This is a genomic window from Actinomadura madurae, from assembly GCF_047130825.1.
Taxonomy (GTDB): Bacteria; Actinomycetota; Actinomycetes; order Streptosporangiales; family Streptosporangiaceae; genus Spirillospora; species Spirillospora madurae.
On record NZ_CP083237.1, the window covers coordinates 6898992 to 6921290 of the forward strand.

The following is a 22299-nucleotide window of genomic DNA, read 5'->3' on the forward strand; positions in this document are numbered from 1 at the left end:
GTAATTACCCCGTGTGTCCGGCGCGCAACGCAGGGGGACTGAGCTGGGAGGTTCTGTGGCGGACGACGGTTCGACCACCAGCGGGCGCCCGTGGGCGGATCTGCCGAGAGAACTGGCGGATCACATGCGACCCCACCTCGACGAGGTGGCGGACGACATGATCCAGGAAATCCAGACGCGCGTCAGGGAGTACGACCGGCCGGGCGACGGCTCCTACTCGGGGACCCTCCGCCTCGCCGTCGAGCGCGTGCTCCACTACTTCGTCGACCGGGTGGCCGATCCCGGCCATGATCCGGCCCCGGTGACCGACTTCTTCCGCGCCATCGGCCGCGGCGAGGCGGGCGAGGGGCGCAGCCTCGACGCCATGCAGACCGCGATGCGGGTCGGCGGCGTGGTGGCCTGGCGCCGGATGACCGAGGGCGCCGAGGCCCTGAAGGTCTCGCCGCGCACGCTCGGCGCCGTCGGCGAGGTCCTCATGCAGTTCCAGGACGAGCTGGCGCACGCCGCCGCCGAGGGCTTCTCCCAGGCCAAGGCGGCCGTCGCGGGCGAGATGCAGCGCCGCCGCAAGCGCCTGCTCGACCTGCTGTTCGCCGACCCGCCCGCCGCCCAGGAGGCCATCGCCGACCTCGCCGCCGCCGCGCACTGGCCCGTCCCGCGGACGATCGCCGCGGTCGCGCTCGGCCGGCACCACCAGGACACCCGGCAGCCCGCGTTCCCGCCCGACGTGCTCGCCGACCTGACCCGCCGCACGCCCAGCCTGATCATTCCCGACCCGGACGGCCCCGGCCGCGCCAAGCTCGTCGACCGGGCCCTGGCCGGGACGCTCGCGGTCGTCGGCCCGACCGTCCCGCTGATGGAGGCGGCGCGCTCGATCCAGTGGGCGCGCAAGACGCTGTGCCTCGTCCAGCGCGGCGTGATCGAGGCGGAGAGCGGCGTGATCCGGAGCGTGGAGCACATGTCCACGCTGATCCTGTTCCAGGACGAGGGGCTCATCACCTCGCTCGCCGACCTGCGGCTCGCGCCGCTCGCGCACCTGCGGGCCAGCCAGCAGGACCGGCTCGCCGAGACGCTGCTGGCCTGGCTCCAGTCGGGCCGCAACGCCAACGAGGTCGCGATGCGGCTGCACGTCCACCCGCAGACCGTCCGGTACCGGCTGCGCCAGCTGGAGGAGCTGTTCGGCGACCAGTTGCTCGACCCGGACCTGCGCTTCGACCTGGAGATCGTGCTGCGCGCCCGCGCGCTGCTGGCCGACAACGCGGGCGAGCGGATCATCCCGCCCGCCCGGGAGGCCGTCGGCGACTCCGGCGAGGTGGTCAGCCTCCGGCGGAGCTGACCGGCCCCCGCTCGGACCGGGTCCGCCGGGACGACCGCAGCCGCTCGGCGGTGGCGACGCGCTCGGCCAGCCGGGTCTGCGCGTCGCACAGCAGCCACAGCTCGCCCTCGTCCGCGGCGACGATCTCCTCAAGGCAGCCGTTGAGCAGCTGGTAGTCCGACAGCGGCGTGACGCGGGTGGCCCGCAGGCCCCTGCTCGAGCGTTCGCTGTGCCAGCCGGGCATGCACATGGACACCGACATCACGCGGGACTCCCTCGGTCGGCCTATGGTAGGTCTACCATAGGACGACCAACCACCGCCCACAACGCGTTCGGCAGAACCCCAAGAGGGCCCCGGCGCGGCGGGGATCTGTACGGTGTGAGGTCAACGCAGTGACCCCGGAGCAGGATCTGATATGCCGCGACCCCCCACGAAGGCACAGGCGATCGGCAACGCGCTCGCCGCCCGCATCGTCGAGGGCGAGCTGGACCCGGGGGCCTGGCTGCCGTCCGAGCGGGAGCTGGCGCGCGCCTACGGGGCCGACCGCTCGACCGTCCGGCGGGCGCTGCGGATGCTGGCCGACCAGGGCCTGGTCGAGCTGCGGCACGGCGCGGGCGCGCAGGTGCGGACGGCGCCGAAGGTGCGGCGCGCGGCGGCCGACATCACCCGGCAGGTCGGCGAGTGGCGCGGGTTCCACGTGTCGGCGCGGAAGGGCGGGCACCGGCCGTTCACCCGCACGACCGTCCGGGAGGTCGAGGCCGGCGAGCGGCTCGCGCCCCGGCTGGACGTCCCGCCCGGCACCCGCGTGCTGGAACGCGACCGCCTCCAGGGCGTCGAGGGCGGGCCGCCCGTCCAGACGGCGACGACCTGGGTGATCCTGGACGTCGTCGAGCGGATCCCGGTGCTGCGGGAGGTCAACACCGGGCCGGGCGGCATCTACTCCCGACTTGAGGAGGCGGGGCACCGCATCACCTTCGAGGAGTCGGTGACGTGCCGGCTCCCCCGCGCGGACGAGCAGGAGCGGCTGGAGATCGGTCCCGACCAGCCCGTCCTGACGCTGTGGCGCCGCGCCTACGACCAGGATGGCCGTGTCGTCGAGGTCACCCACCGGGTGGTGGTCGGCGACCGGCACGAACTCGTGTACCGCTACGGGTCGGGAGCGTGAGCACCAGATGAGCGAAGGGAACGGGCCCGCGGTCCGCCAGGTCGGCACGCGGGTGGTGTACGAGAACCCGTGGATGGTCGTCCGGGAGGACGAGGTCGAGCGGCTGGACGGCTCGCGCGGCATCTACGGCGTCATCGACAAGCCCGACTTCGTGCTGGTCATCCCGATCGAGGGCGACGGGTTCCACCTCGTCGAGGAGTACCGGTACCCGATCGGCAAGCGGACGTGGAGCTTCCCGCAGGGCTCGCTCCCCGGCCGGCGGGACGCCGATCCGGAGGAGCTCGCCCGGCTGGAGCTGGCGCAGGAGACCGGCCTGCGCGCCGGGACGCTGACGCATCTCGGCTACCTGAACTGCTCGCACGGGACGAGCGGGCAGGGCTTCAACATCTTCGTCGCGTCCGACCTGGAGGCGGGGGAGACCGACCGCGAGCCCGAGGAGCAGGACATGCGGCAGAAGTGGGTGTCCCGGGAGGAGTTCAAGGCGCTGATCCGGGACGGCCGCATCACCGACGACTCGACGGTCGCCGCGTACGCCCTCCTCACGATCGAGTCGACAGGCTAGAGTCGGCGCAGTTCGTCGCGGTGCCGGCAGGACGCTCCTTCAGGATCTCGCGGGCCCGCTCCCGGGCGAGGTTCGTGCTCATCGCCGCGTCGCCCTCCCGCAGATCGAAGGCGACCCCGCGCAGCGTGCACGACCGCAGAGGCTCGGGCAGCCGGTCCAGGGCGGGAACGGCGTCGGCGGACAGGTTCCGCAGGTACACGATGTCGATCTTCCCGGTGTCGGAGTACCGGGAGACGTTGTGCTCGGCGATGAACCCGTCCGGGTTGATCCCCGCCAGCGCGATCATCGCGACGGCGCCGCTCGCGGCGACCGCGCGCGGCAGCCAGGCGACGCGGCCCTTCATGATTCCGGCGACGGCCACCAGCACCACGACGAAGCCGAGCCAGAACTCGAAGGCGTGCACCCACAGGCGCAGCCTCGTCCAGCCGTAGGTCTCCTCGTACAGGTACAGGCGGCGCAGGGCGACGGCGACGACGACCAGCGTCAGCGCGCAGAGCAGCCCCAGCAGGGCCTGGACGGTGACGCGGTCGGCGCGGCTCGCGGCCGGCGCGTACCGCTTCGCCACGGCGACGACCACGAGGACGAGCACGGTGACGACGACGAGCTGGAAGAACCCCTGCCGCGCGTACTCGGCGTAGGTGAGGCCGGTGGAGCGGAGCAGCTCGTCCTTGTCGTCGGCCAGGAAGACGCCCGCCTGGATCGCGCAGAACACCAGGAACAGCAGGTCGAGCGCGGCGATCGGCACGGCCCAGGACCAGCGGCCCGCCGGCTTGGCCCGCTCGGGGATCAGCATGTGCAGCGGCGGCGGCGCCTGCCCGAGGAACGCGCCGGCGCACGCGAGCACCAGCGTGATGCCGCCCGCGAACCCGTGGACGAAGACGGTGCCCGGCGAGACCTCCGGGACGAGCCCCTCGGCGAGGCTCCCGAACGCCGCGTCCGCGCCGACGAACAGCGCGCCGAAGACCGCGATCAGCCCGGCCGCGATCAGCCCGGTCCGGATGACCGGCCAGGTGTTGCGCCGCCCGGACGTCGCCGCCCCGTAGGCGCCGCGCGCCGTCCACGGCATCATCAGGGCGCCCGCCGGCAGGACGGCGAGCCCGCCGCACAGCACCTCCGCCCAGGACCGCCCGCCGGCCGTCCCGTACGAGCCGACGGCGATCGCGAGCAGGAGCGCCGGGGCGACGACCCACGGCGCGTCCCGGACGGCGGCGGTCGCGGACAGCGCGACCGCCAGCAGCACGAACGCGATGCCGGTCCGGTTCAGCCGCGCGAGCCGCCCGTACTTCGCGGAGGCCGGGCGCGCGATCCGTCCCGCCGACCACATCGACGCGCCCGCCAGGTAGGCGACGGCGGCCGCGGCGATGAGGACGCCGACGCCGAGGCCGTTCATCAGGGCCGGGCCGAGCGTGGCCGCCCCGATGACCGCGGTGACGACGGCGCCCGCGACGAGCGCCGGCGACATCGCCCGCGAGGGCTGCTTCCACGAGGTGAGCGCCTTCTCCAGCTTGGTCGGCGTGTAGACGAACGGCTGCGGCGGCGGATACCCGGGCCGCTGCGCGAACGGATTCACCCCGTGCGGCGCCGCCACCGGGGGGCCGCCCGCCGCCTGCTGAGGCGCGGCCCACCCCGCCTGCCTGGTACCCGGCGGCGCCGCGGCCGCGCCGGGCGCCTTCGCGGCGGTGCCGGCCTCCCCCGCGGAGGCGCCCGCCACGACCTTGCCGGGGCTGCCGGCGGGGGCGTTCGCCGGGGGTTCGCCGGGGTCGGGCGACTTCTCGGGCGACTTCTCGGGCGGGTCCTGCGGTGGGTTCGTCATGCGGGTTCTCCAAAGATCGGGGGGATCACGACGCGGATGCGGCAGCCGGTCGGGGTGTCGAGGACGGTGATGTCGCCGCCGTGCAGGTCGGTGGCCCAGCTCGCGATGGTGAGGCCGAGGCCCGTGCCGCCGCCGGGCGTGCCCGTGCCGGACGCCGCGCCGCGGGAGAAGCGCTCGAAGACGCGGTCGCGCTCTTCGGGCGGGATGCCAGGGCCCTCATCGGTGACTTCGATGACGAGACCGCCCTGCCCGTTCCCGGGTGGCCGGGCCGTGACGGTGACGGGCTTGCCCGCGCCGTGCCGGGCGGCGTTGTCGAGCAGGTTCGCGACGACCTGGTGGAGGCGGTCGCGGTCGGCGGCGGCGCGCAGGCCCGGCGTGACGTCGGGTTCGAAGACCGCGTCCGGGTGGCCCGCGCCCGCCTCCGCGACGACGTCGGCGACGAACGCGGCGATGTCGATGTCGGTGACGTCCAGGACCGCCGCCCCGGCCTCGACCCGCGACAGGTCGAGGAGCTGCGTGACGAGGCGGCCGAGCCGCTCGGTCTGGTCGAGGGCGGTCTGCAGGACGTCCGGCGTCGCGGGCGTGACGCCGTCCGCGACGTTCTCCAGGACGGCCCGCAGCGCGCTGATCGGGGTGCGCAGCTCGTGCGAGACGTTCGCGACGAACTCGCGGCGCTGCCGGTCGACCTCGGCGAGGTCGGCGGCCATCCGGTTGAACGCCTGCGCCAGCTCGCCGACCTCGTCCCGGGACGTGGCCCGCACCCGGCGGCTGTAGTCGCCGCGCGCCATGGCCCGCGCCGCCGCCGTCATCTCGCGCAGCGGCGCGGTCATGCCGTGCGCGAGCAGCTGGATGACGACCAGGGAGATGAGGACGCCGACCGGCAGCGTCTGCCGGGCCCGGAACCCCAGCGGGTAGCCCCACAGCACGATCAGCACGGCGACGCAGGCGGTGACGACCACCACGACGCCGAACTTCACCTTGATCGAGCGGAGCGGGTCCAGCGGGCGGGGCAGCCTCGCCCACAGCCTGTGGATGGCGGCGTTCACGGGGCCGCCTCCATGCTGTAGCCGACGCCGTGCACGGTCCGGATCAGCCCCTGGCCGAGCTTGCGGCGCAGCGCCTTGACGTGGCTGTCCACGACGCGGGTGCCGGACGCGTCCGCCCAGTCCCAGACCTGTTCGAGCAGGACGGTGCGGGTCAGCACCGTCCCGCGGTTACGCAGCAGGCAGGCGAGCAGGTCGAACTCGGTGGGCGTGAGGTGCACCTCGCGGCCGTCCCGGCGGACGCGCCGCGCCCGCTGGTCGACCTCCAGGTCGCCGAGCCGCACCGGCTCGTCCGCGGCGTCGATCGCGGGCCGCTCGACGCGCCGCAGCACGGCGCGGATGCGAGCGACCAGCTCCCGCATGCTGAACGGCTTGGTCACGTAGTCGTCCGCGCCGACGCCGAGGCCGACGAGCAGGTCCGTCTCGTCGTCGCGGGCCGTCAGCATCAGCACCGGCACGGGACGTTCCGCCTGGACGCGGCGGCAGACCTCCAGCCCGTCGAACCCGGGCAGCATGACGTCCAGGACGATCAGGTGCGGCCGGTACCCGCGGGCGCGCTCGACCGCCGAGGGCCCGTCACCGGCCACCTCGACGGCGAAGCCCTCGGCCGTGAGCCGGTCGGCCACCGCGCGCGCGATGGTCGGCTCGTCCTCCACGACGAGGACGCGCGTCTCGTTCTCGGTCACGGAACCCGACTCTAGAAGCCCGGTATGCACGCGCCGGGTGCGATGTGTGCAGGACTTGTGAAGATCTCCGGGTCAGATCTCCCACGTGTGGACGGGGTCGTTGCCGCGCAGATGCTCGGCGTAGGAGCGGGTCATCATGCGCAGCGCGTCGTGGCGGGACAGGCCGTGCTGCTCTTCGAGGAGGCCGACGGTGCCGATCTGCCAGGCGGCGCCGGTCCGCCCGGTGACGCAGCGCCGCTCGATGATACCGAGCAGGTGGTCGCGGCGGACGGGGTCGACGCCCCAGCGGTCGAGGCCCTCGTGGGCGAGGGGGAGCAGCTTGCGCAGGATGAGCTCGGGTGCGGGCACCTCGCCCATGCCGGGCCAGTAGAGCGTCGATTCGAGGCCGTCGCGGGCGGCGCGGTGCAGGTTCTCCTCGGCGGTGGCGAACGACATGCGCGTCCAGACGGGACGGTCCGCCTCGGCGAGCATCCGGACGAGGCCGTAGTAGAAGGCGCCGTTGGCGACGACGTCGGCGACGGACGGCCCGGCCGGGAGGACGCGGTTCTCCACGCGCAGGTGCGGCCGGCCCTCCACGACGGCGTAGATGGGACGGTTCCAGCGGTAGATCGTCCCGTTGTGGAGGGTCAGCTCGCCGAGCTCGGGGATCCGGCCCTCGTCCAGGACCTCGCGCGGCTCCTCCTCGTCGCACAGGGGCAGCAGGGACGGGAAGTAGCGGGTGTTCTCCTCGAACAGGTCGAAGACGGAGGTGATCCAGCGTTCGCCGAACCACACGCGCGGCCGGACGCCCTGGGTCTTCAGCTCGTCCGGGCGGGTGTCGGTGGCCTGCTCGAACAGGGTGATGCGGGTCTCGTGCCAGAGCCGGTGCCCGAACAGGAAGGGGGAGTTGGCGCCGACGGCGACCTGGGCGCCCGCGATGGCCTGGGCGGCGTTCCAGTAGGCGCCGAACTGGTCGGGGCTGACCTGGAGGTGGAACTGGACGCTGGTGCACGCGGCCTCGGGGATGATCGTGTCGGCGTGCATGCGCAGCGGCTCGGGTCCGTCGATCGCGATCCGCATCTCCTCGCCGCGCGCCGCGAAGATCTGGTCGTTGAGCATCTTGTAGCGGGCGTTGGCCGACAGCGACTCCTCGCCGATGTCGGTCTTGCGCAGCGTCGGCAGGATCCCGATCATGACGAGCCGGCCGCCCACCTCGCGGGCGCGGCCGTCGGCGTGCACGAGCTGCTCGCGGACCTCGCTCTCCAGCTCGCCGGTGCCCTCGCCGCCGAGGATCCGGGGCGGAATGTTGATCTCCAAGTTGAACTGGCCCAGCTCCGTCGCCCAGGCGGGGTCGGCGATGGCCTTCAGAACGTCCGCGTTGCGCATCAGCGGGTCGCCCAGCGAGTCGATCAGGTTGAGCTCGATCTCCAGGCCTATGTGGGGCCGCTCGAAGTCGAACTGGGATTCGCCCAGCATGCGGGCCAGCACGTCCAGGCACCTTCGTACCTTGTCGCGATACCGCCGCCGGTCCTCGCCGCTGATGGTGACCGAGGCCACGTCCCTGCCCATGTGTCCGTCCCTGGTGCTCCGGAGGAACCGTCATAAAACGGGATGTCCCGGTGAGCGAGGGTGAAAACCCGGCGCGGAATTTCGGGCTCCCCGTTTCGTGACCGCCCGGTAGCGTGTGTCCTTGTGCCGGGAGACCGGGACGTCGGCCAGGAGGGTCCATGCGCGTGCGCCCCCGTTCCATCCGGGCCAGGGACACGCTCGTCGCCGCCGTCATCGCCGCCCTCGTCCTCGGCGTCACCGCGATCGGCGCCGACTACGCCGTGCGCAGCGCGGTCGAGGCCGATCTTCTCCGCGAGACCCAGGTCGACGCCCGGCGGGTGAGCGGCGCCGTCCGCGACGGGACGCTGGAGGGCACGATCCGCGACGACAGCCGGGGGCGCGTCCTCGTCCAGGTCGTCGAGCCCGGCGGGCGGGTGACCAACGCCACCCCCGCCGCAACGGACAGGCCGCCGGTGAGCAGACTCTGGCCGTCGAGCAACCTGCGGGTCCGGGACTTCACCGCGTGCCACGGCTCCTGGCCGGGCCGCGAGTGCTTCGTCGTCGAGGCCATCCGGGTCAGCACCGCGGCCGACTCCGTCGTGGTGTACGCGGCGAACCGGCAGCCGTCCTACCTGGTCAACGGTCTGCTGGAGGCGGTCCTGGCGCTCGCCGTGCTGCTGCTCGCCGGGTTCGCCGCGTGGGTCACCTGGCGGGTCGTCGGCCGCACCCTCGGCCCGGTCGAGGCGATCCGCGCGCAGCTCGCCGAGATCAGCGCCACCGACCTCAGCCGCCGGGTGCCCGAGCCGGCCGGGGAGGACGAGATCGCCCAGCTCGCCCGGACCGCGAACGAGACGCTCGACCGGCTGGAGCGCGCCGTCGGGCGGCAGCGGCAGTTCGCGTCCGACGCCTCGCACGAGCTGCGCACCCCGATCGCCGGGCTCCGGGCCAACCTGGAGGACGCGTCCATGCACCCGGAGGACAACGACCTGCGGGCAGTCGTCAGCTCGGCGCTGCGCGACACCGACCGGCTGGAGTCGATCGTCACCGACCTGCTGCTGCTCGCCCGCATCGGCACCGGCGGGACGGCGGTGCAGCGCCCGGTCGACCTGTCCGAGCTGGCGGAGGCCGAGATCGGCCGCCGCGCCTTCACGCTGAAGATCGTCACGGAGATCGCCGGCGGCGTCACGGTCCGCGGCGTGCGCATGCAGCTCGTCCGCCTGCTCGGGAACCTGCTGGACAACGCCGAGCGCTACGCCGACACGCGGATCACGGTGGAGCTGTCCGCGGCGGACGGCCTGGCGCTGCTGACCGTCACCGACGACGGCGCGGGCATCGCGCCCGCCGACCGGGAGCGCGTCTTCGAGCGCTTCACCCGGCTGGACACCGCACGCAGCCGCGACGCCGGCGGCACCGGCCTCGGCCTCGCGATCGCCCGCGAGATCGCGCAGGCGCACGGCGGGACGCTGCGGGTCGAGGACCACCCGTCCGGGGCCCGCTTCGCCCTCCGGCTGCCCCTCGAATAGCGCGAGGGGCCGCCCGTGAACGGACGGCCCCTCGCGGCGCGGAGGCTCAGGCGCGGACGGCCTGGACCTCCAGCTGGATGTCGACCTTGTCGCTGAGCAGCGCCTTCTCGCCCTTCAGCGGCACATTGAACTCGATGCCCCAGTCCTTGCGGCTGATCGAGACCGCGGCGGAGAACCCGGCGCGCGTCCCGCCCCAGGGGTCCTCGGCGACGCCGTTGAACTCGACGGACAGCGCGACCGGGCGGGTCACGTCCTTGATCGTCAGCTCGCCGTCCAGGAAGTACTCGCCGCCCTCGGCCCGGACGCCCTTGGTCGCGAACGTCATGACGGGGTACTTCTCCGCGTCCAGGACCTCGGCCGTCCGCATGTGCGCGTCCCGGTCGGGGTTGCGGGTGTCGATCGAGGCGACCTTGATCTCCGCCGTGGCGGTGGACTCGGAGAGTTCCTCCGCGATCTGCACGGTTCCGGTGAAGTCGGTGAACACGCCCCGCACCTTGGTCATCAGGTGCCGGATCACGAAGGTGACCTCGGAGTGGACGGGGTCGATGTTCCAGGTACCGGCGGTCAGCTCGGGGGCGACGGCGGCGATGCTCATGCTGGCTCCTCAGGGAAGGTGCTTGAAACTTCAACGACTGTCGAAGGTTAGTTGAGGGTTCAAACACATGTCAATCCCGGATTGTTCCGGGTGGTCCACCGAAACCGGCGAATCACACCCTGCAACTTGGCCCGCACACCGTGCAACCCCGCCGGGGCCTCGTGCGTAGACAGCGGGCACAGAGGCGAGCCGGAGCCCCCTCCGGCGGATCACTTGGAGTCTTCGTGAGCGACGAACCACCGCGCGCCGCCCGGACGGCGGCCCCGGCACTGCTGGTGACGGCCCTGCTCGTGACCGGATGCGGAGGAGGTGACCACCCCGGGCCGGGCGGCGGCGCGTCGCCCGCGGGCGCCTCGGACAAGCTGCCGCAGGCGACCACCTACACGACGCTGAACGACCTGCCGCGCGACTCGGCGCCGTCCGGCACGACGGACGGCACGGTGGTGCACCCGGACGCGACCGTCCCGGTGTCCGCCAAGCCCGGCGCCCCCGCCGTGGCGGAACTGCCCAGCACCCAGCTGAAGGGTCCCACCTGGGTGCCCGTCCTCGAGTCGCGGCCCGGCTGGCGGCGGGTCCTGCTCCCGAGCCGCCCGAACGGCGTGACGGGCTGGATCCCCGACTCCGGGCTCAAGGCCGCGCGCAGCTCCGGCGCCATCAAGGTCGACCTGAGCGACCGGCGGCTGACCCTGTCCCGCGGCGGCCGCAAGGCCGGTGCCTGGTCCGTGGCCGTCGGCGCGCCGAAGACCCCCACCCCCACCGGGCGGACGTTCCTGCTCGCCTCCCTGGCTCCCGAGAAGCCGACCTACAGCCCGCTGATCCTGCCGGTCGGCGCCCACTCCGCCACCCTCGACACCTTCGGCGGCGGCCCCGGGACGGTCGCGTTCCACGGCTGGCCATCGAAATCCGTCTTCGGCAAGGCCGTCACGCACGGCTGCGTGCGCGTGCCCGCGGACGCGCTGAAGCAGCTCGCGAAGGTGCCGCTCGGCACGCCCGTCCACATCACGGAATAGACGTCCGGCCGCCCGGCCGGTCCCGCTCGACCCCTCGAAACACGGAACCCCGAAGGAGAAATATCGTGCGTTTGCAGTCATTCGCCAAGTGCGCGGCCGTCGCCGGCGCGCTGGCCCTGCCGTTCACGCTGGGCGCCCCCGCCGCGTCCGCCACCAGCGGCGGCGCCGGCTCGGCCTTCGCGATCTCCGCTACCGGCGCGGTCGCCATCCCGGCGACCCCGTCGGTGACGTCCACCGCCCAGCAGCCGGAGCGCAAGAGCGTCGCCGAGCTGCCCGCCAACCCGCTGGTCGAGGCCCGGCTGCTGAACGCCGCCGCCTGGTCCGGGCACGCGCGGGCGTCCGTCGCCGACGTGAAGGTCGCGCGGCTCGGCCTCTCCGCGAGCGCCGTCACCGCCAAGTGCGAGAACGGCAACGGCATCTCCCACCTGGTCAAGGCGAAGCTGAACGGCCGGACGCTGAAGGCCGCCGCGACGCCCAACACGACCGTCAACGTCACCGTGCCCCAGCTCGGCAACGCCACGGTCACGCTGAACAGGCACGTCCGCGACAAGGACGGCACCCTCACGGTCACGGCCATCGAGGTGAGCGCGACCATCGCCGGCAAGACCCAGACGATCAGCATCGCGTCCGCCACCTGCGGCAAGGCCGGACAGCCGGGCCAGCCCGGACAGCCGGGCCAGCCGTCCGACCCGGGCACCCCGTCCTCCCCGGCCACCCCGCCGGGCGAGGCCCCGACCCCGACCCCGATCCCCGGCGACCTCCCCGTCACCGGCTGACCGTCCGCAAGGGCCCGCGCATCCCGGCGGCGCGGGCCCTTGCCCGCCACCCCCGCCTCCTGGATCGTTGATCAGGCCCTGCGGAGCGGCCGACCGGCATCGCAGGCGCGGTCCTCGGGTGAGATTCCGAGCGCCGGTGGGCTGCGCCGGCGCATCGAGGATCTGGCCTCTGCCCAGCGTCAGATGTCTGATTCCTGATCCAGGGGACGTGCGTTGCGCCGGAACGTCGTGCGGTAATCCCTGGGACGCTTGCCGGTGTGCTTCGCGAAGAGGGCGGCGAAGGTCCCGGCATCCCGGTAGCCGACCGTGGCGGATATGTGGGCGACCGACCGGTCCGTGGTCTCCAGGAGGCGGCGGGCTCGGCGGACGCGCGACGACTGCAGGTAGTCGAGGGGGCTCCGGCCGGTCTCGCGGGCGAAGCGCCGCAGCAGCGTCCGCGGGCTGACGTTGAACGCGGCCGACAACGCCGCGAGGTCGTAGCGGGAGGCGAGGTTCTGGTCGAGCCACCGCATGACCCGGCGGGAGAACTCGTCTCCGGGCTGCGGGAGGACTCGGGCGTCGACGTACGGGGACTGCGACGAACGCGCGTCGTCCACGAGCGCCATCCTCGCGGTCGTCCGCGCCACGCCGGCGCCGCTGTGGCGGCGGATCAGTTCCAGTGCGAAGTCGTACATCGCGCTGAAGGCGGCGGTCGTCGTCACCCCCGTGTCGGTGACCACGAGGTGGTCGGGGCTGACGTCGGCGTCCGGGCACCGGCGGGCCAGCTCGTCCGCGAAGAGCCACGCGGTCGTGGCCCGGCGCCGGTCGAGAAGCCCGGCCTCGGCGAGCAGGAACGCGCCGACGCAGATCGAGACGACGGCGTCGCCCCGGGCGGCGTGCGAGCGGATCGCCGCGATCTCGGTGGACAGGGACGCGAGCACGGCGTCCACGTCCAGACCCGGGTGGAGCTCGAACCCGGGCACGACGAGGACGTCGACCTCGCGCGGGGGAGAGACGGCCAGCGCGACGCCACCGGACGCGACGACCCGGCGGCGGTGCGAGACGATCGACACCTCGTATCCGGCGCGGTCCGGGCCGGCCACGTGCGCCGCCATGGTGAGCAGGTCGGGTACGCCGAACACCTCGGACGCGAAGCAGCCCGGATAGGCCAGCACACCGACGCGAAGCGCACTCACACGTCCTCCCTGTCATGGTCGCAGGTGGCGAGATTACCCCTGTAAATGGCGATCTGGCCCATCACCGGTGTGCGCTGCGTAGGACCACGCTTGTCGCCATGAGTGAGAAGAGCGATGCGATCGGGGACTTCGGCCGCCGGGGCGTGGACGTCGACGGGGTGGTGAAGACGGTCTACAGCGCGGGGGCGGGGCCTGCCGTGGTGGTGATGCCGGAGATGCCGGGGATCAGCCCGGACGTCCTCCGGCTGGCGCGGTGGGTGCGGGACGCGGGGTTCACCGTCCATGTGCCCTCGCTGTTCGGCGTCGACGGTGCCTATCCGACGGCCGGGAGCGGCGAGAAGATCGTGCGGCGGGCGTGTGTCAGCGCCGAGTTCCGGGCGTTCGCGGGGGGTGGCACCAGTCCGGTCACGGCGTGGTTGCGGGGGCTCGCGCGGCGGGCGCACGCCGAGTGCGGCGGGCCGGGGGTCGGCGCGATCGGGCTGTGTTTCACGGGGAACTTCGCCCTCACCATGGCGCTCGAACCGGCCGTCATCGCGCCGGTCGTGAACCATCCGTCGCTGCCGCTGGACGATCCCGCCGGGCTGGAGCTCAGTGACGAGGACGCCCGCGCGGTCAGGGACCGGGTCGCACGCGACGGGGTGAAGGTGCTCGCCTACCGCTTCGACAACGACCGCTGGTGCACAGGGCAGCGGTTCGCCGCCTACCAGGCGCTGCTCGGTGATGCCTTCGACGGGCGGGTCCTGCCGGGCGGCGCCGCCAACACCGATCCGCCGCCGTTCTTCCGCGACGTGGTCGGGACGCCGCACAGCGTCGTCACCGCCCATCTCGTCGACGAGGACGGGCATCCCACGGTGCGGGCCAGGGACGAGATCCTCGCCTTCCTGACCGAACGCCTGAAGCCCTAGGACGCGGCGGCCTCGGGGCGGGCGGTGAGCAGGGGGTGGGCGCTGCCTTCGAGGAGGACCTTCGCCACAAGCTGCGGGTCGTCGGCCATGGGGACGTGGCCGCAGCCCTCCAGCCAGACGAAGCGGGCGTGGGGCAGGCGGCGCTGGGCGCGGATGGCCTGGCTGCGCAGGAGCAGGCGGTCCTTGGTGCCCCAGGCGATCGTGACCGGGACGTCCGCGCAGGAGCCGAGGAACCGGGTGGTGCGGCCGGCGCGGAGGGTGGGCTCGAAGCCGGGGGCGTTCCGCAGGGCGCGGGCGTCGCCGGTGAGGGCCTCGACGTCCATCAGGTCCGGACGGCCGTAGATCATGCCGAACATCAGGGCGCGGCGGCGCGGCGAGCGGGCCAGCCGGGTGAGGAACGTCTCCGGGACGCGGGCGCCGAGGCGCGAGGCGCGCAGCACCGACATGCCGTAGCGGAGTTCGAGGGCGTTGAAGAAGCCCGCCGGGGACAGGGTGGTCGCGGAGCTGGCGAGGCCGCGGTCGGCGGCTTCGAGGGCGAACAGGCCGCCCAGGGAGTTGCCCGCGATGTGCGGCCGGTCCAGGCCGAGGCCGGCGAAGGACTCCGCGAGGGCGGAGACGGCGGCGTCCAGCGTGTAGGGGGTGCCCGGCGGGAGGGGCGGGGAGTCGCCGAAACCGGGCAGGTCGACGGCGATGACCTCGCGTTCGGCGGCGAGCAGGTCCATGACGGGCGCCCAGCCCTGGCGGCGGTGGCCGATGCCGTGCAGCAGGACGAGGGGCGGCCCCTCGCCGCGGCGCTCGAAGACGATGTCCACGGCCGCAGGGTAGGCCGGAAGTTACTCAGCGGTCACTAGTGATGCTCGTCACTGCGTGCATTCGGCGGGCCTGCGGTGCTCCAGGGCGGTCCGGAGCTGGGCGCGGCCGCGGTGGATCCGGGAGCGGACGGTGCCGAGCTTGACGTTCAGGGACGCGGCGATCTCCTCGTACGAGAGGCCCTCGATGTCGCACAGCACGACCGCGGCGCGGTACTCGGGGGCGAGCCCGTCCAGCGCCTTCTGGATGTCGTGGTCGAGGTGCCGGTCGTCGTAGGCCTGCGCCGGGGACGGCTCGCGGCCCTGGAGGCGCTCGGCGGCGTCGTCGCCGAGGGCGTCGAACCGGATCCGCTGCTTGCGGCGGGCTCGGTCGAGGAAGAGGTTGGTCGTGATGCGGTGCAGCCAGCCTTCGAACGTGCCGGGGCTGTAGGAGGACAGCGAACGGAAGACCCGGATGAAGACGTCCTGCGTCAGGTCCTCGGCGTCGTGCCGGTTGCCGGTCAGCCGGTACGCCAGCCGGAACACCCGGGTCGAGTGCTCGCTGACGATCTCCTCCCACGTCGGCGGGGTCCACGCCATCGCGCCTGCGCTCACCACTACCCCCGTCTGATACTGAATCGTTACGGCCAAGCATGCCGGTACCCGGATAAGAGCCGTGTAAGGACCGCCGGGGTGGCCGGATGAGGGCATCCGGTGTGTGATTCATCTCATTGGACGGAACGCCAACAAGGATTGAGTTCGCCGGCCGTCCGCGGAGAGGATCGGGACGGTTCCCACCCCGACACCGCGAGGACGTGGCATGGCGCGAAGCTACAACCTGGCCGACCTGCTCGAAATCCTCGCCGAGGCGGGGCCGGACCGCCCCGCCCTGGTGGCCGGGGACGAGCGGCGAACGTACCGGCGGCTGGACGAGCGGGCGAGCCGGGTCGGACACCATCTCGCGGCGGCCGGCGTCCGGCCGGGCGAGCACGTCGCGATCCTCGCCCACAACCGGGCCGAGTGGATCGAGGCGATGTTCGGCGCGTTCAAGATCCGCGCCGTGCCGGTTCCGGTGAACTTCCGGTACGTCGCCGCCGAGCTGCGGCACGTCCTCGCCGACTCCGACGCGGTCGCGCTGATCGGGGAGCGGTCCCTGCTGGCGACGGTGGAGGAGATCCGCGCCGAACTGCCGAAGCTGCGGCACGTCGTCGTCCTGGAGGACGGGTGCGCGGACGACATCCCCGACGCGGTCGAGTACGAGAAGGCGCTCGCCGCGGCCGACCCGGGCGCCGACTTCCCGGAGCGGTCCAGCGACGACCGCTACATCATGTACACGGGCGGCACGACGGGCTACCCGAAGGGCGTCGAGTGGCGCTGCGAGGACATCTTCTTCGGCGCGCTCGGCGGCGGGAACGTCCTCGGAGACCCGATCGGCGCCCCGGAGGAGATCGCCGCCAACGCCGACCAGCCCGCGATGGCCGTCCTGGACTGCGCGCCGGTGATGCACGGCGCCGGGCAGTGGGTCGCGTGCATGGGGTTGTTCAGCGGCGCGAAGGTCGTCCTTTACACCGACCGCGCGTTCGACGCGGACCGGGCGCTGCGGCTGCTCGCCGAGGAGCGGGCGAACGTGCTGATGCTGGTCGGGGACGTCATGGCGCGGCCGGTCGCGAAGGCCCTGGCCGGCGGCGGCCACGACACGTCCTCGCTGATGGCGATCGCGTCCGGCGGCGCGCCGCTGACGGAGGGCGCCAAGGCGGCGCTCCAGGAGCACCTGCCGGACATCATGTTCCTCGACAACTACGGGGCCTCGGAGACCGGCGCGTGCGGGCCGTCCGTCGGCGGCAACGAGGGGACGGCCCGGTTCATGATGAAGCCGGGGATCACCGTCCTGGACGACGACCTGAACCCGGTGAAGCCCGGCGGGACCGGCCGGCTCGCGCGCAGCGGCCGCATCCCGCTCGGCTACTACAACGACCCCGGGAAGACGGCGTCGACGTTCTTCACCGCCGCCGACGGCACCCGCTGGTCGATCCCCGGCGACTACGCGAGCCTGGAGGAGGACGGCACGATCACCCTCCTCGGCCGCGGCTCCCTGGTGATCAACACCGGCGGGGAGAAGGTCTACCCGGAGGAGGTCGAGGTCGCGCTGAAGGACCACCCCGCCGTGTACGACGCGGTCGTCGTCGGCCTGCCGGACGAGCGTTTCGGGCAGCGCGTCGCCGCCGTCGTCGCGCCGCGTCCCGGCAGCACGATCACGCTTGAGGAACTGACCGAATACTGCCGCGGCCGCCTCGCCGGCTACAAGCTGCCGCGGCAGATCACGGTGGTGGACGAGGTGCAGCGCACGGCCGTCGGCAAGTCCGACTACAAGTGGGCGAAGAGCGTCCTCGCGTGAATTGCGCGGGCGTGGCTTATACCACGCCCCCGCCCCTTTTCCCGGGCAGGCACCGGTCAAGAATCAATTGATGCCGAGGGAGCGTGCCTTGGGTGCGTTCCGGCGATTACCTCCGGCATGAGTGGGGATCGGCTGATTCCGCTCGCGCGACGGTATCGCCTGCTCTCCGTGGTCGGCAGGGGCGGCATGGGCACCGTTTGGCGGGCCTACGACGAGATGCTGGACCGGAACGTCGCCGTCAAGGAGGTGCAGCTCCCTCCGCGCATCACCGAAGGCGAGCGCAGGGTGATGTGCCGGCGCCTGCTCTGCGAGGCGCGCGCCACCGCCGCGCTCCGCCATCCGGGCGTCGTCGCCGTCCACGACCTCATCGTCGAGGGCGGTCGCCCGTGGATCGTCATGGAGTTCCTGGAGGCGTGCTCACTGAACCGGCTGGTCACGGAGGGCGGCCCGGTCGGCGTCCGGCGGACCGCGGAGATCGGCGCCGCGGTGCTGTCGGTGCTCCGCGCGTCGCACGCGGTGGGCATCCTGCATCGCGACGTCAAGCCCAGCAACGTCCTGATCTGCGACGACGGGCGGGTCCTGCTCAGCGACTTCGGCCTGGCCGTCCACAACGGCAAGGGCCCCGAACCGGCCGACACGCTGCTCGCGGGCATCGAGGGCTCCCCCGCGTACCTCCCGCCGGAACGGGTGAACGGCCAGCCGAGCGTGGAGGCGTCCGACCTGTGGGCACTCGGAGCGACGCTTTACATGGCGGTCGAGGGTTTCTCGCCGTTCTTGCGTTGCCATGCTCTCGCGTCCATGGTGGCCGTCCTATTGGGCGACTATGCCCGCCCGGTGAGGGCCGGGCCGCTCACTCCCGTCATCGAAGGGCTGCTGCGGCAGAATCCGGATGACAGATTGACGGCCGAAGCGACCGCGGAAATGTTGCGGAACGTCATCGGAACCGTCCCGGAATCGGGCCTCACCCGGGCCGTGGTCCCCCGCCCGCGCCGTTTCTCCGCGCCCCGGATCCCTTTCCGGGGCAGGGCGTCCCGGCCGGCGGCGGCGCGGGCGCGCACGTTCCGGGGCCCGCGCGTCCCGTGGACGCTGCGTGACGGGAGGCGGCCCGGCGGCGCTCCGCCGTGCGGGTCGCGCTGGACGGCCCCGGTCCTGCCCCGGGGGCGGCGCCTGCGTCCGGGGGCGGTCGCCAGCGTGGCGGTCCTCGCGGCGCTCGCGGCCGGGGCGGGCACCTGGACGGCCCGGTGGACGTCGATCGGCAAGGGCGACGCGGTCGCGCTGCGCCCGGCGGCGGGCGTGACGGCGAAGACGGCGCGCTACCACGAGGCGGGGGCCTACTCGGTGCGCGTGCCGGCGGGGTGGCAGGCCGAGCGGCGCGGCAAGGTCATGACCTGGAGGGACATCGGCTCGAAACGGGGGCTGCGCATCTCCCCGGCCCCCGGCGACCCGCTGGCGGGGCTGCGCGCGGAGGAGGGCGGCGCGCTGGCGGAGCACCGCTACCCCGGCTACCGGCGGCTGCGGCTGGAACCGGTGCCCGAGGTCGTCGCGGGCGCCGCCGAATGGGAGTTCACCTGGCGCGAAGGCGCCCGGGAGGTCCGGCACGTGCTGTGCGGGCGCGCGGCCGGCTACCAGTTCTGCTTCTCGGCGCCCGATCCGGACTGGACGCCGGGCCAGCGCCTCTACGACCGGATCCTCAGATCGTTCAAGCCCGAGAAGGGCGAGTGACGCCAAGGACGGGTGACTGGGCCCCGCGGCCCGGTCAGGTCGTCTGCTGGAGGCGGAGCAGGAACTCGGCGTTGGACGAGGTCCCCTTCATCTTCTCCAGGAGCTGCTCGACGGCCTGCTGCCTCTCCAGCCCCTGGAGGGCGCGGCGCAGGCGCCACGAGAGGGCGAGCTCCTCGGGCGACATGAGCAGCTCGTCGCGGCGGGTGCCGGACGCCTCGATGTCGACGGCGGGGAAGACGCGGCGGTCGGCGAGGCCCCGGTCGAGCTTCAGCTCCATGTTGCCGGTGCCCTTGTACTCCTCGAAGAAGACGTCGTCCATGCGGGACCCGGTCTCCACCAGGGCGGTGGCGAGGATGGTGAGCGAGCCGCCGTTCTCGATGTTGCGGGCGGCGCCGAAGAACTTCTTCGGCGGGTAGATGGCGGTGGTCGCGACACCGCCGGCGAGGATGCGGCTGCTGGAGGGCGCCGCGAGGTTGTACGCCCGGCCGAGCCGGGTGATCGAGTCGAGCAGCATGACGACGTCGTGGCCCTGCTCGACGAGGCGCTTGGCCCGCTCGATCGCGAGCTCGGCGAGCGCCGTGTGGTCCTGCGCGGGCCGGTCGAACGTCGAGTGGATCACCTCGCCGCGGACCGACCGCTGCAGATCGGTGACCTCCTCGGGCCGCTCGTCGATGAGCACGACCATGAGGTGCACCTCGGGGTTGTTCTGCGCGATCGCGTTCGCGACGGCCTGCAGCACCATCGTCTTGCCGACCTTCGGCGGCGACACGATCAGCCCGCGCTGGCCCTTGCCGATCGGCGCGACCAGGTCGATGACGCGGGTCGCGAGCGGCCCGGTGTCGAGGCGCAGCCGCTCGTCCGGGTACAGCGGGGTCAGCTTGCCGAACTCGGGCCGGTGCGCCGCCTCCGCCGCCGGGAGGCCGTTCACGGTCTCCACGCGGGCGAGGGAGGAGTGCTTCTCCCGGCTGGACTTCGGCGGCCGGGCGGTGCCGGCGACGGCGTCGCCCGGCCGCAGGTGGTGCGCCTTGACCTGGGCGAGGGAGACGTGCACGTCGTCCTGCCCGGCGAGGTAGCCGGACGTGCGGACGAACGCGTGCTTGTCCTGGACGACGAGGAGGCCGTGGAACGGGACGGCCGGCGCATCGTCGGCGGCGCGCCGTCCCTGCTGCCCGCCCTTCCGGGCGCTCTGCGCGGGCACGCCGTGCGACGGGGACCGCGTCGGCGCCTTGCGGCCGGTGGCGGGGGGTTCGGAGGTGAGTGTGGAAGTGGACATGCGGGTCCCTTCTCAGGCCGGCGCGGAACGCTCCGCGCCGCCCGGGGTCGAATCCCGCGTACGGCGGCGGAACCCGCGGCGCGTACGCGAGGGGAATGCGAGGAATGCAGCTCGGTTCACCGGGCTGACGTGGCTCCCTTGGTGCGGCGATCCCGCACGCCTTGCAGCGTGCGGAACGGAGAATCACCGGGCTCTCAGATGGCCCGGGCGGGGAAGAAGCACTCCCGATGCAAGTCGCGGACATCCGGAGGTGCTGCCTTGACAGTACAGCACCGGAAGACCCTTCCGCATTCCCCCAAGGTCAGTGACGGCGGTGCCGGACCCGGTCGCTAGCATCGCGGTCGCGGCAGAGCGAGGGAGGACGATGGGCGAGGGGCTGGTCTACGAGGTCGCCGGAGGCGTCGGGACGGTCACGATCGACCGTCCGGCCAAGCGGAACGCCATGTCGGCGGACATGTGGCGGGCGCTCCCCGGCATCCTGGACGGTCTCGCCGCGGACCCGGACGTCCGGGTCGTGGTGCTGACGGGTGCCGGCGGGAACTTCTGCGCGGGCGCCGACATCTCCGAGCTGGCCGACATCCACCGCTCCGACGACTCGCACCTGGCGACGGTCGCGGAGCGGGCGCTCGCCGCGTTCCCGAAGCCGGCCCTCGCCGCGATCGAGGGGTACTGCGTGGGCGGCGGCTGCCAGCTCGCGGCGGCCTGCGACCTGCGGTTCGCGGCGGAGGGCGCGCGGTTCGGCGTCACGCCGGCCAGGCTCGGCATCGTCTACCCGGCCGCCGCGACGGCCCGGCTGGTCGGGCTGGTCGGGCCGGCCGCCGCGAAGTACCTGCTGTACTCGGCGGACCTGATCGACACCGCGCACGCGCTGCGCGTCGGGCTGCTGGACGAGGTCGTCCCGGCGGGCGGGCTGGCGGCACGCGTGGCCGCGTTCGCCGCGACGCTCGCGTCCCGGTCCCTGCTGACCCAGCAGGCGACCAAGGACATCGTGGACGCCATCGTCGCCGCCGGCCCCGTCGAGGAGAGGGCGCGGCGGTGGCACGCGGAGGTCGCCGCGAGCGGGGAGGTCGACGAGGGCGTCGCCGCGTTCCTCGAACGCCGCGCGCCCGCGTTCACCTGGACGTCCCCGGCGCGTTAGGGCGCCTCGCAGAACCGGCCCCGCGGGAGGCGCCGCAGGCGCGCGGCCGTGCCGGCCGGGTCGTCCAGCAGCCGGGCCGCCTCGGGGCGGAGCAGCTCGGCGAGCGGCAGCACCCCGCACACGAGCGACTCCGGCGTCCGGACGATGACGAGCGGCCCGACCTGCGCGCCGCCCCGCCCGGTGTCGCGCAGCGCGCCCAGCAGGGTCAGCGCCTTCCCGGTGGTCTCCGTGCAGTTCTCCCGGATCGCGGCCACGAGGTCGAGGAAGTCGCTCTCCAGGCCGCGCGGGCTGCGTCCGGACAGGTAGTAGCGGTCGCGGTCGGTCAGCTCGACGCGGAGCCCGTGATGCTCGGCGAACCGCTCGTAGGGGCCGGTCAGCGCGGGCCGCGCCCCGGCCGGGACGACCGTGAGGGCCCCGGCGACCAGGTCGGCCGGGTCGGCGCCGAGGGACGCGGCCACGGCACCGTCGAGCCGTCCGACGAGGTGCGCGCGGAGCCCGGTGATCTCGGTGGACAGCCGGTCCACGGCCTCCCGCTGCTCGTCGGCGGCCTCCCGCTGCCGCTTGAGCCGGTCGCTGACGTCCGGCACCAGCCGGTCGTTGATCTGCGTGATCAGCGACCTGATCCGGGCGTCGGTCTCGGCGAGCGCCTCCCGGTCGCGGTCCTGCTCGGCCGTGAGCCGGTCGAGGCGGTCCTGCTGGGACGCGCGGAACGACTCCAGCTCGTCGCGGGTGCCCTTGAGCGCGCGGAGCTGCGTGCGGATGTCGGCGATCTCGGGCGCGCCCGGCGTGCGCCTGCGCTCGAACGCCAGGTAGAGCTCCCGCCCGGCGATGGCCAGGCACAGCAGAACCAGAATCACCGTCATCGCGCCCTCCCCGGGCCTGCTCGCCGG

Annotated in this window: 21 protein-coding genes; 10 read left to right on the plus strand and 11 right to left on the minus strand. The window is 73.3% G+C overall.

Annotation, left to right across the window (positions count from 1 at the left end; all coding sequences use genetic code 11):
* The first annotated feature begins 124 nt into the window (after positions 1 to 124).
* Entirely contained in the window at positions 125 to 1333 is a 1209-nt protein-coding gene (locus K8Z49_RS31635) for a helix-turn-helix domain-containing protein (protein ID WP_235206472.1), read from the plus strand.
* On the opposite strand, the gene K8Z49_RS31640 is transcribed toward K8Z49_RS31635, so the two are convergent.
* Positions 1314 to 1574 (minus strand): hypothetical protein, encoded by a 261-nt coding sequence (locus tag K8Z49_RS31640; protein ID WP_250359556.1) that lies wholly within the window; start codon positions 1572 to 1574, stop codon positions 1314 to 1316. The genes K8Z49_RS31635 and K8Z49_RS31640 overlap by 20 nt on opposite strands.
* A gap of 154 nt (positions 1575 to 1728) precedes the next feature.
* Here K8Z49_RS31640 and K8Z49_RS31645 point away from each other — a divergent pair, with 154 nt between their 5' ends.
* Positions 1729 to 2478: a GntR family transcriptional regulator gene (locus K8Z49_RS31645; protein ID WP_021598640.1), complete on the plus strand. Its 750-nt coding sequence runs from the start codon at positions 1729 to 1731 to the stop codon at positions 2476 to 2478.
* A gap of 7 nt (positions 2479 to 2485) precedes the next feature.
* Positions 2486 to 3040, plus strand: coding sequence for an NUDIX domain-containing protein (locus tag K8Z49_RS31650; RefSeq protein ID WP_021598639.1), 555 nt, complete (start codon positions 2486 to 2488; stop codon positions 3038 to 3040).
* Here the strand turns inward: K8Z49_RS31650 and K8Z49_RS31655 are convergent.
* The 4 genes from K8Z49_RS31655 to K8Z49_RS31670 form a co-directional block, all read right to left on the minus strand.
* Positions 3018 to 4853 carry a DUF4153 domain-containing protein gene (locus tag K8Z49_RS31655; RefSeq protein WP_412515920.1) on the minus strand — a complete coding sequence of 612 codons (1836 nt, stop codon included), beginning with the start codon at positions 4851 to 4853 and terminating at the stop codon, positions 3018 to 3020. The two genes, K8Z49_RS31650 and K8Z49_RS31655, sit on opposite strands and share 23 nt — an antisense overlap.
* Positions 4850 to 5899: a HAMP domain-containing sensor histidine kinase gene (locus K8Z49_RS31660; RefSeq protein WP_021597390.1), complete on the minus strand. Its 1050-nt coding sequence runs from the start codon at positions 5897 to 5899 to the stop codon at positions 4850 to 4852. Before K8Z49_RS31660 ends, K8Z49_RS31655 begins: the two co-directional genes overlap by 4 nt.
* On the minus strand, positions 5896 to 6582 hold the full coding sequence (locus K8Z49_RS31665; RefSeq protein ID WP_412515921.1) for a response regulator transcription factor: 687 nt from the start codon (positions 6580 to 6582) through the stop codon (positions 5896 to 5898). The genes K8Z49_RS31660 and K8Z49_RS31665 overlap by 4 nt, the downstream gene beginning before the upstream one ends.
* Before the next feature lie 72 nt (positions 6583 to 6654).
* Positions 6655 to 8130: a glutamate--cysteine ligase gene (locus K8Z49_RS31670; protein ID WP_021597388.1), complete on the minus strand. Its 1476-nt coding sequence runs from the start codon at positions 8128 to 8130 to the stop codon at positions 6655 to 6657.
* A 158-nt stretch (positions 8131 to 8288) separates the two neighbouring features.
* On the opposite strand from K8Z49_RS31670, the gene K8Z49_RS31675 reads away from it, so the two are divergent.
* Positions 8289 to 9632, plus strand: coding sequence for a sensor histidine kinase (locus K8Z49_RS31675; RefSeq protein ID WP_412515922.1), 1344 nt, complete (start codon positions 8289 to 8291; stop codon positions 9630 to 9632).
* A 46-nt stretch (positions 9633 to 9678) separates the two neighbouring features.
* Here K8Z49_RS31675 and K8Z49_RS31680 read toward each other — a convergent pair whose 3' ends face one another.
* Complete coding sequence (locus K8Z49_RS31680; protein ID WP_021597386.1) at positions 9679 to 10227, minus strand: YceI family protein; 549 nt, start codon at positions 10225 to 10227, stop codon at positions 9679 to 9681.
* A 224-nt stretch (positions 10228 to 10451) separates the two neighbouring features.
* Here K8Z49_RS31680 and K8Z49_RS31685 point away from each other — a divergent pair, with 224 nt between their 5' ends.
* Positions 10452 to 11237, plus strand: a complete 786-nt coding sequence (locus K8Z49_RS31685; RefSeq protein ID WP_021597385.1) for a L,D-transpeptidase — start codon at positions 10452 to 10454, stop codon at positions 11235 to 11237.
* A gap of 65 nt (positions 11238 to 11302) precedes the next feature.
* Positions 11303 to 12013: a choice-of-anchor P family protein gene (locus K8Z49_RS31690; protein WP_152564048.1), complete on the plus strand. Its 711-nt coding sequence runs from the start codon at positions 11303 to 11305 to the stop codon at positions 12011 to 12013.
* Between the two features lie 179 nt (positions 12014 to 12192).
* On the opposite strand, the gene K8Z49_RS31695 is transcribed toward K8Z49_RS31690, so the two are convergent.
* Entirely contained in the window at positions 12193 to 13188 is a 996-nt protein-coding gene (locus K8Z49_RS31695) for a GlxA family transcriptional regulator (RefSeq protein WP_412515923.1), read from the minus strand.
* A 98-nt stretch (positions 13189 to 13286) separates the two neighbouring features.
* Here K8Z49_RS31695 and K8Z49_RS31700 point away from each other — a divergent pair, with 98 nt between their 5' ends.
* The gene (locus K8Z49_RS31700; RefSeq protein ID WP_412515924.1) at positions 13287 to 14093 is read left to right on the plus strand and encodes a dienelactone hydrolase family protein; all 807 of its coding nucleotides are present in this window, start codon (positions 13287 to 13289) and stop codon (positions 14091 to 14093) included.
* On the opposite strand, the gene K8Z49_RS31705 is transcribed toward K8Z49_RS31700, so the two are convergent.
* Positions 14090 to 14905 (minus strand): alpha/beta fold hydrolase, encoded by an 816-nt coding sequence (locus K8Z49_RS31705; protein ID WP_021597381.1) that lies wholly within the window; start codon positions 14903 to 14905, stop codon positions 14090 to 14092. The two genes, K8Z49_RS31700 and K8Z49_RS31705, sit on opposite strands and share 4 nt — an antisense overlap.
* Positions 14906 to 14953: 48 nt before the next feature.
* Positions 14954 to 15481 carry an RNA polymerase sigma factor SigE gene (gene sigE / locus K8Z49_RS31710; RefSeq protein ID WP_021597380.1) on the minus strand — a complete coding sequence of 176 codons (528 nt, stop codon included), beginning with the start codon at positions 15479 to 15481 and terminating at the stop codon, positions 14954 to 14956.
* Positions 15482 to 15701: 220 nt separating this feature from the next.
* Here sigE and K8Z49_RS31715 point away from each other — a divergent pair, with 220 nt between their 5' ends.
* Together K8Z49_RS31715 and K8Z49_RS31720 are read left to right on the plus strand one after the other, a co-directional pair.
* Complete coding sequence (locus K8Z49_RS31715; RefSeq protein ID WP_021597379.1) at positions 15702 to 17276, plus strand: acyl-CoA synthetase; 1575 nt, start codon at positions 15702 to 15704, stop codon at positions 17274 to 17276.
* 117 nt (positions 17277 to 17393) lie between these two features.
* Positions 17394 to 18998 carry a serine/threonine-protein kinase gene (locus tag K8Z49_RS31720; protein WP_081842742.1) on the plus strand — a complete coding sequence of 535 codons (1605 nt, stop codon included), beginning with the start codon at positions 17394 to 17396 and terminating at the stop codon, positions 18996 to 18998.
* A 34-nt stretch (positions 18999 to 19032) separates the two neighbouring features.
* Here K8Z49_RS31720 and rho read toward each other — a convergent pair whose 3' ends face one another.
* On the minus strand, positions 19033 to 20271 hold the full coding sequence (rho, locus tag K8Z49_RS31725; RefSeq protein WP_083597645.1) for a transcription termination factor Rho: 1239 nt from the start codon (positions 20269 to 20271) through the stop codon (positions 19033 to 19035).
* A 364-nt stretch (positions 20272 to 20635) separates the two neighbouring features.
* Between rho and K8Z49_RS31730 the strand changes: the two genes are divergently transcribed.
* Positions 20636 to 21409, plus strand: coding sequence for an enoyl-CoA hydratase/isomerase family protein (locus tag K8Z49_RS31730; RefSeq protein ID WP_021595334.1), 774 nt, complete (start codon positions 20636 to 20638; stop codon positions 21407 to 21409).
* On the opposite strand, the gene K8Z49_RS31735 is transcribed toward K8Z49_RS31730, so the two are convergent.
* On the minus strand, positions 21406 to 22272 hold the full coding sequence (locus tag K8Z49_RS31735; protein ID WP_111832624.1) for a hypothetical protein: 867 nt from the start codon (positions 22270 to 22272) through the stop codon (positions 21406 to 21408). The two genes, K8Z49_RS31730 and K8Z49_RS31735, sit on opposite strands and share 4 nt — an antisense overlap.
* Positions 22273 to 22299: the final 27 nt, after the last annotated feature.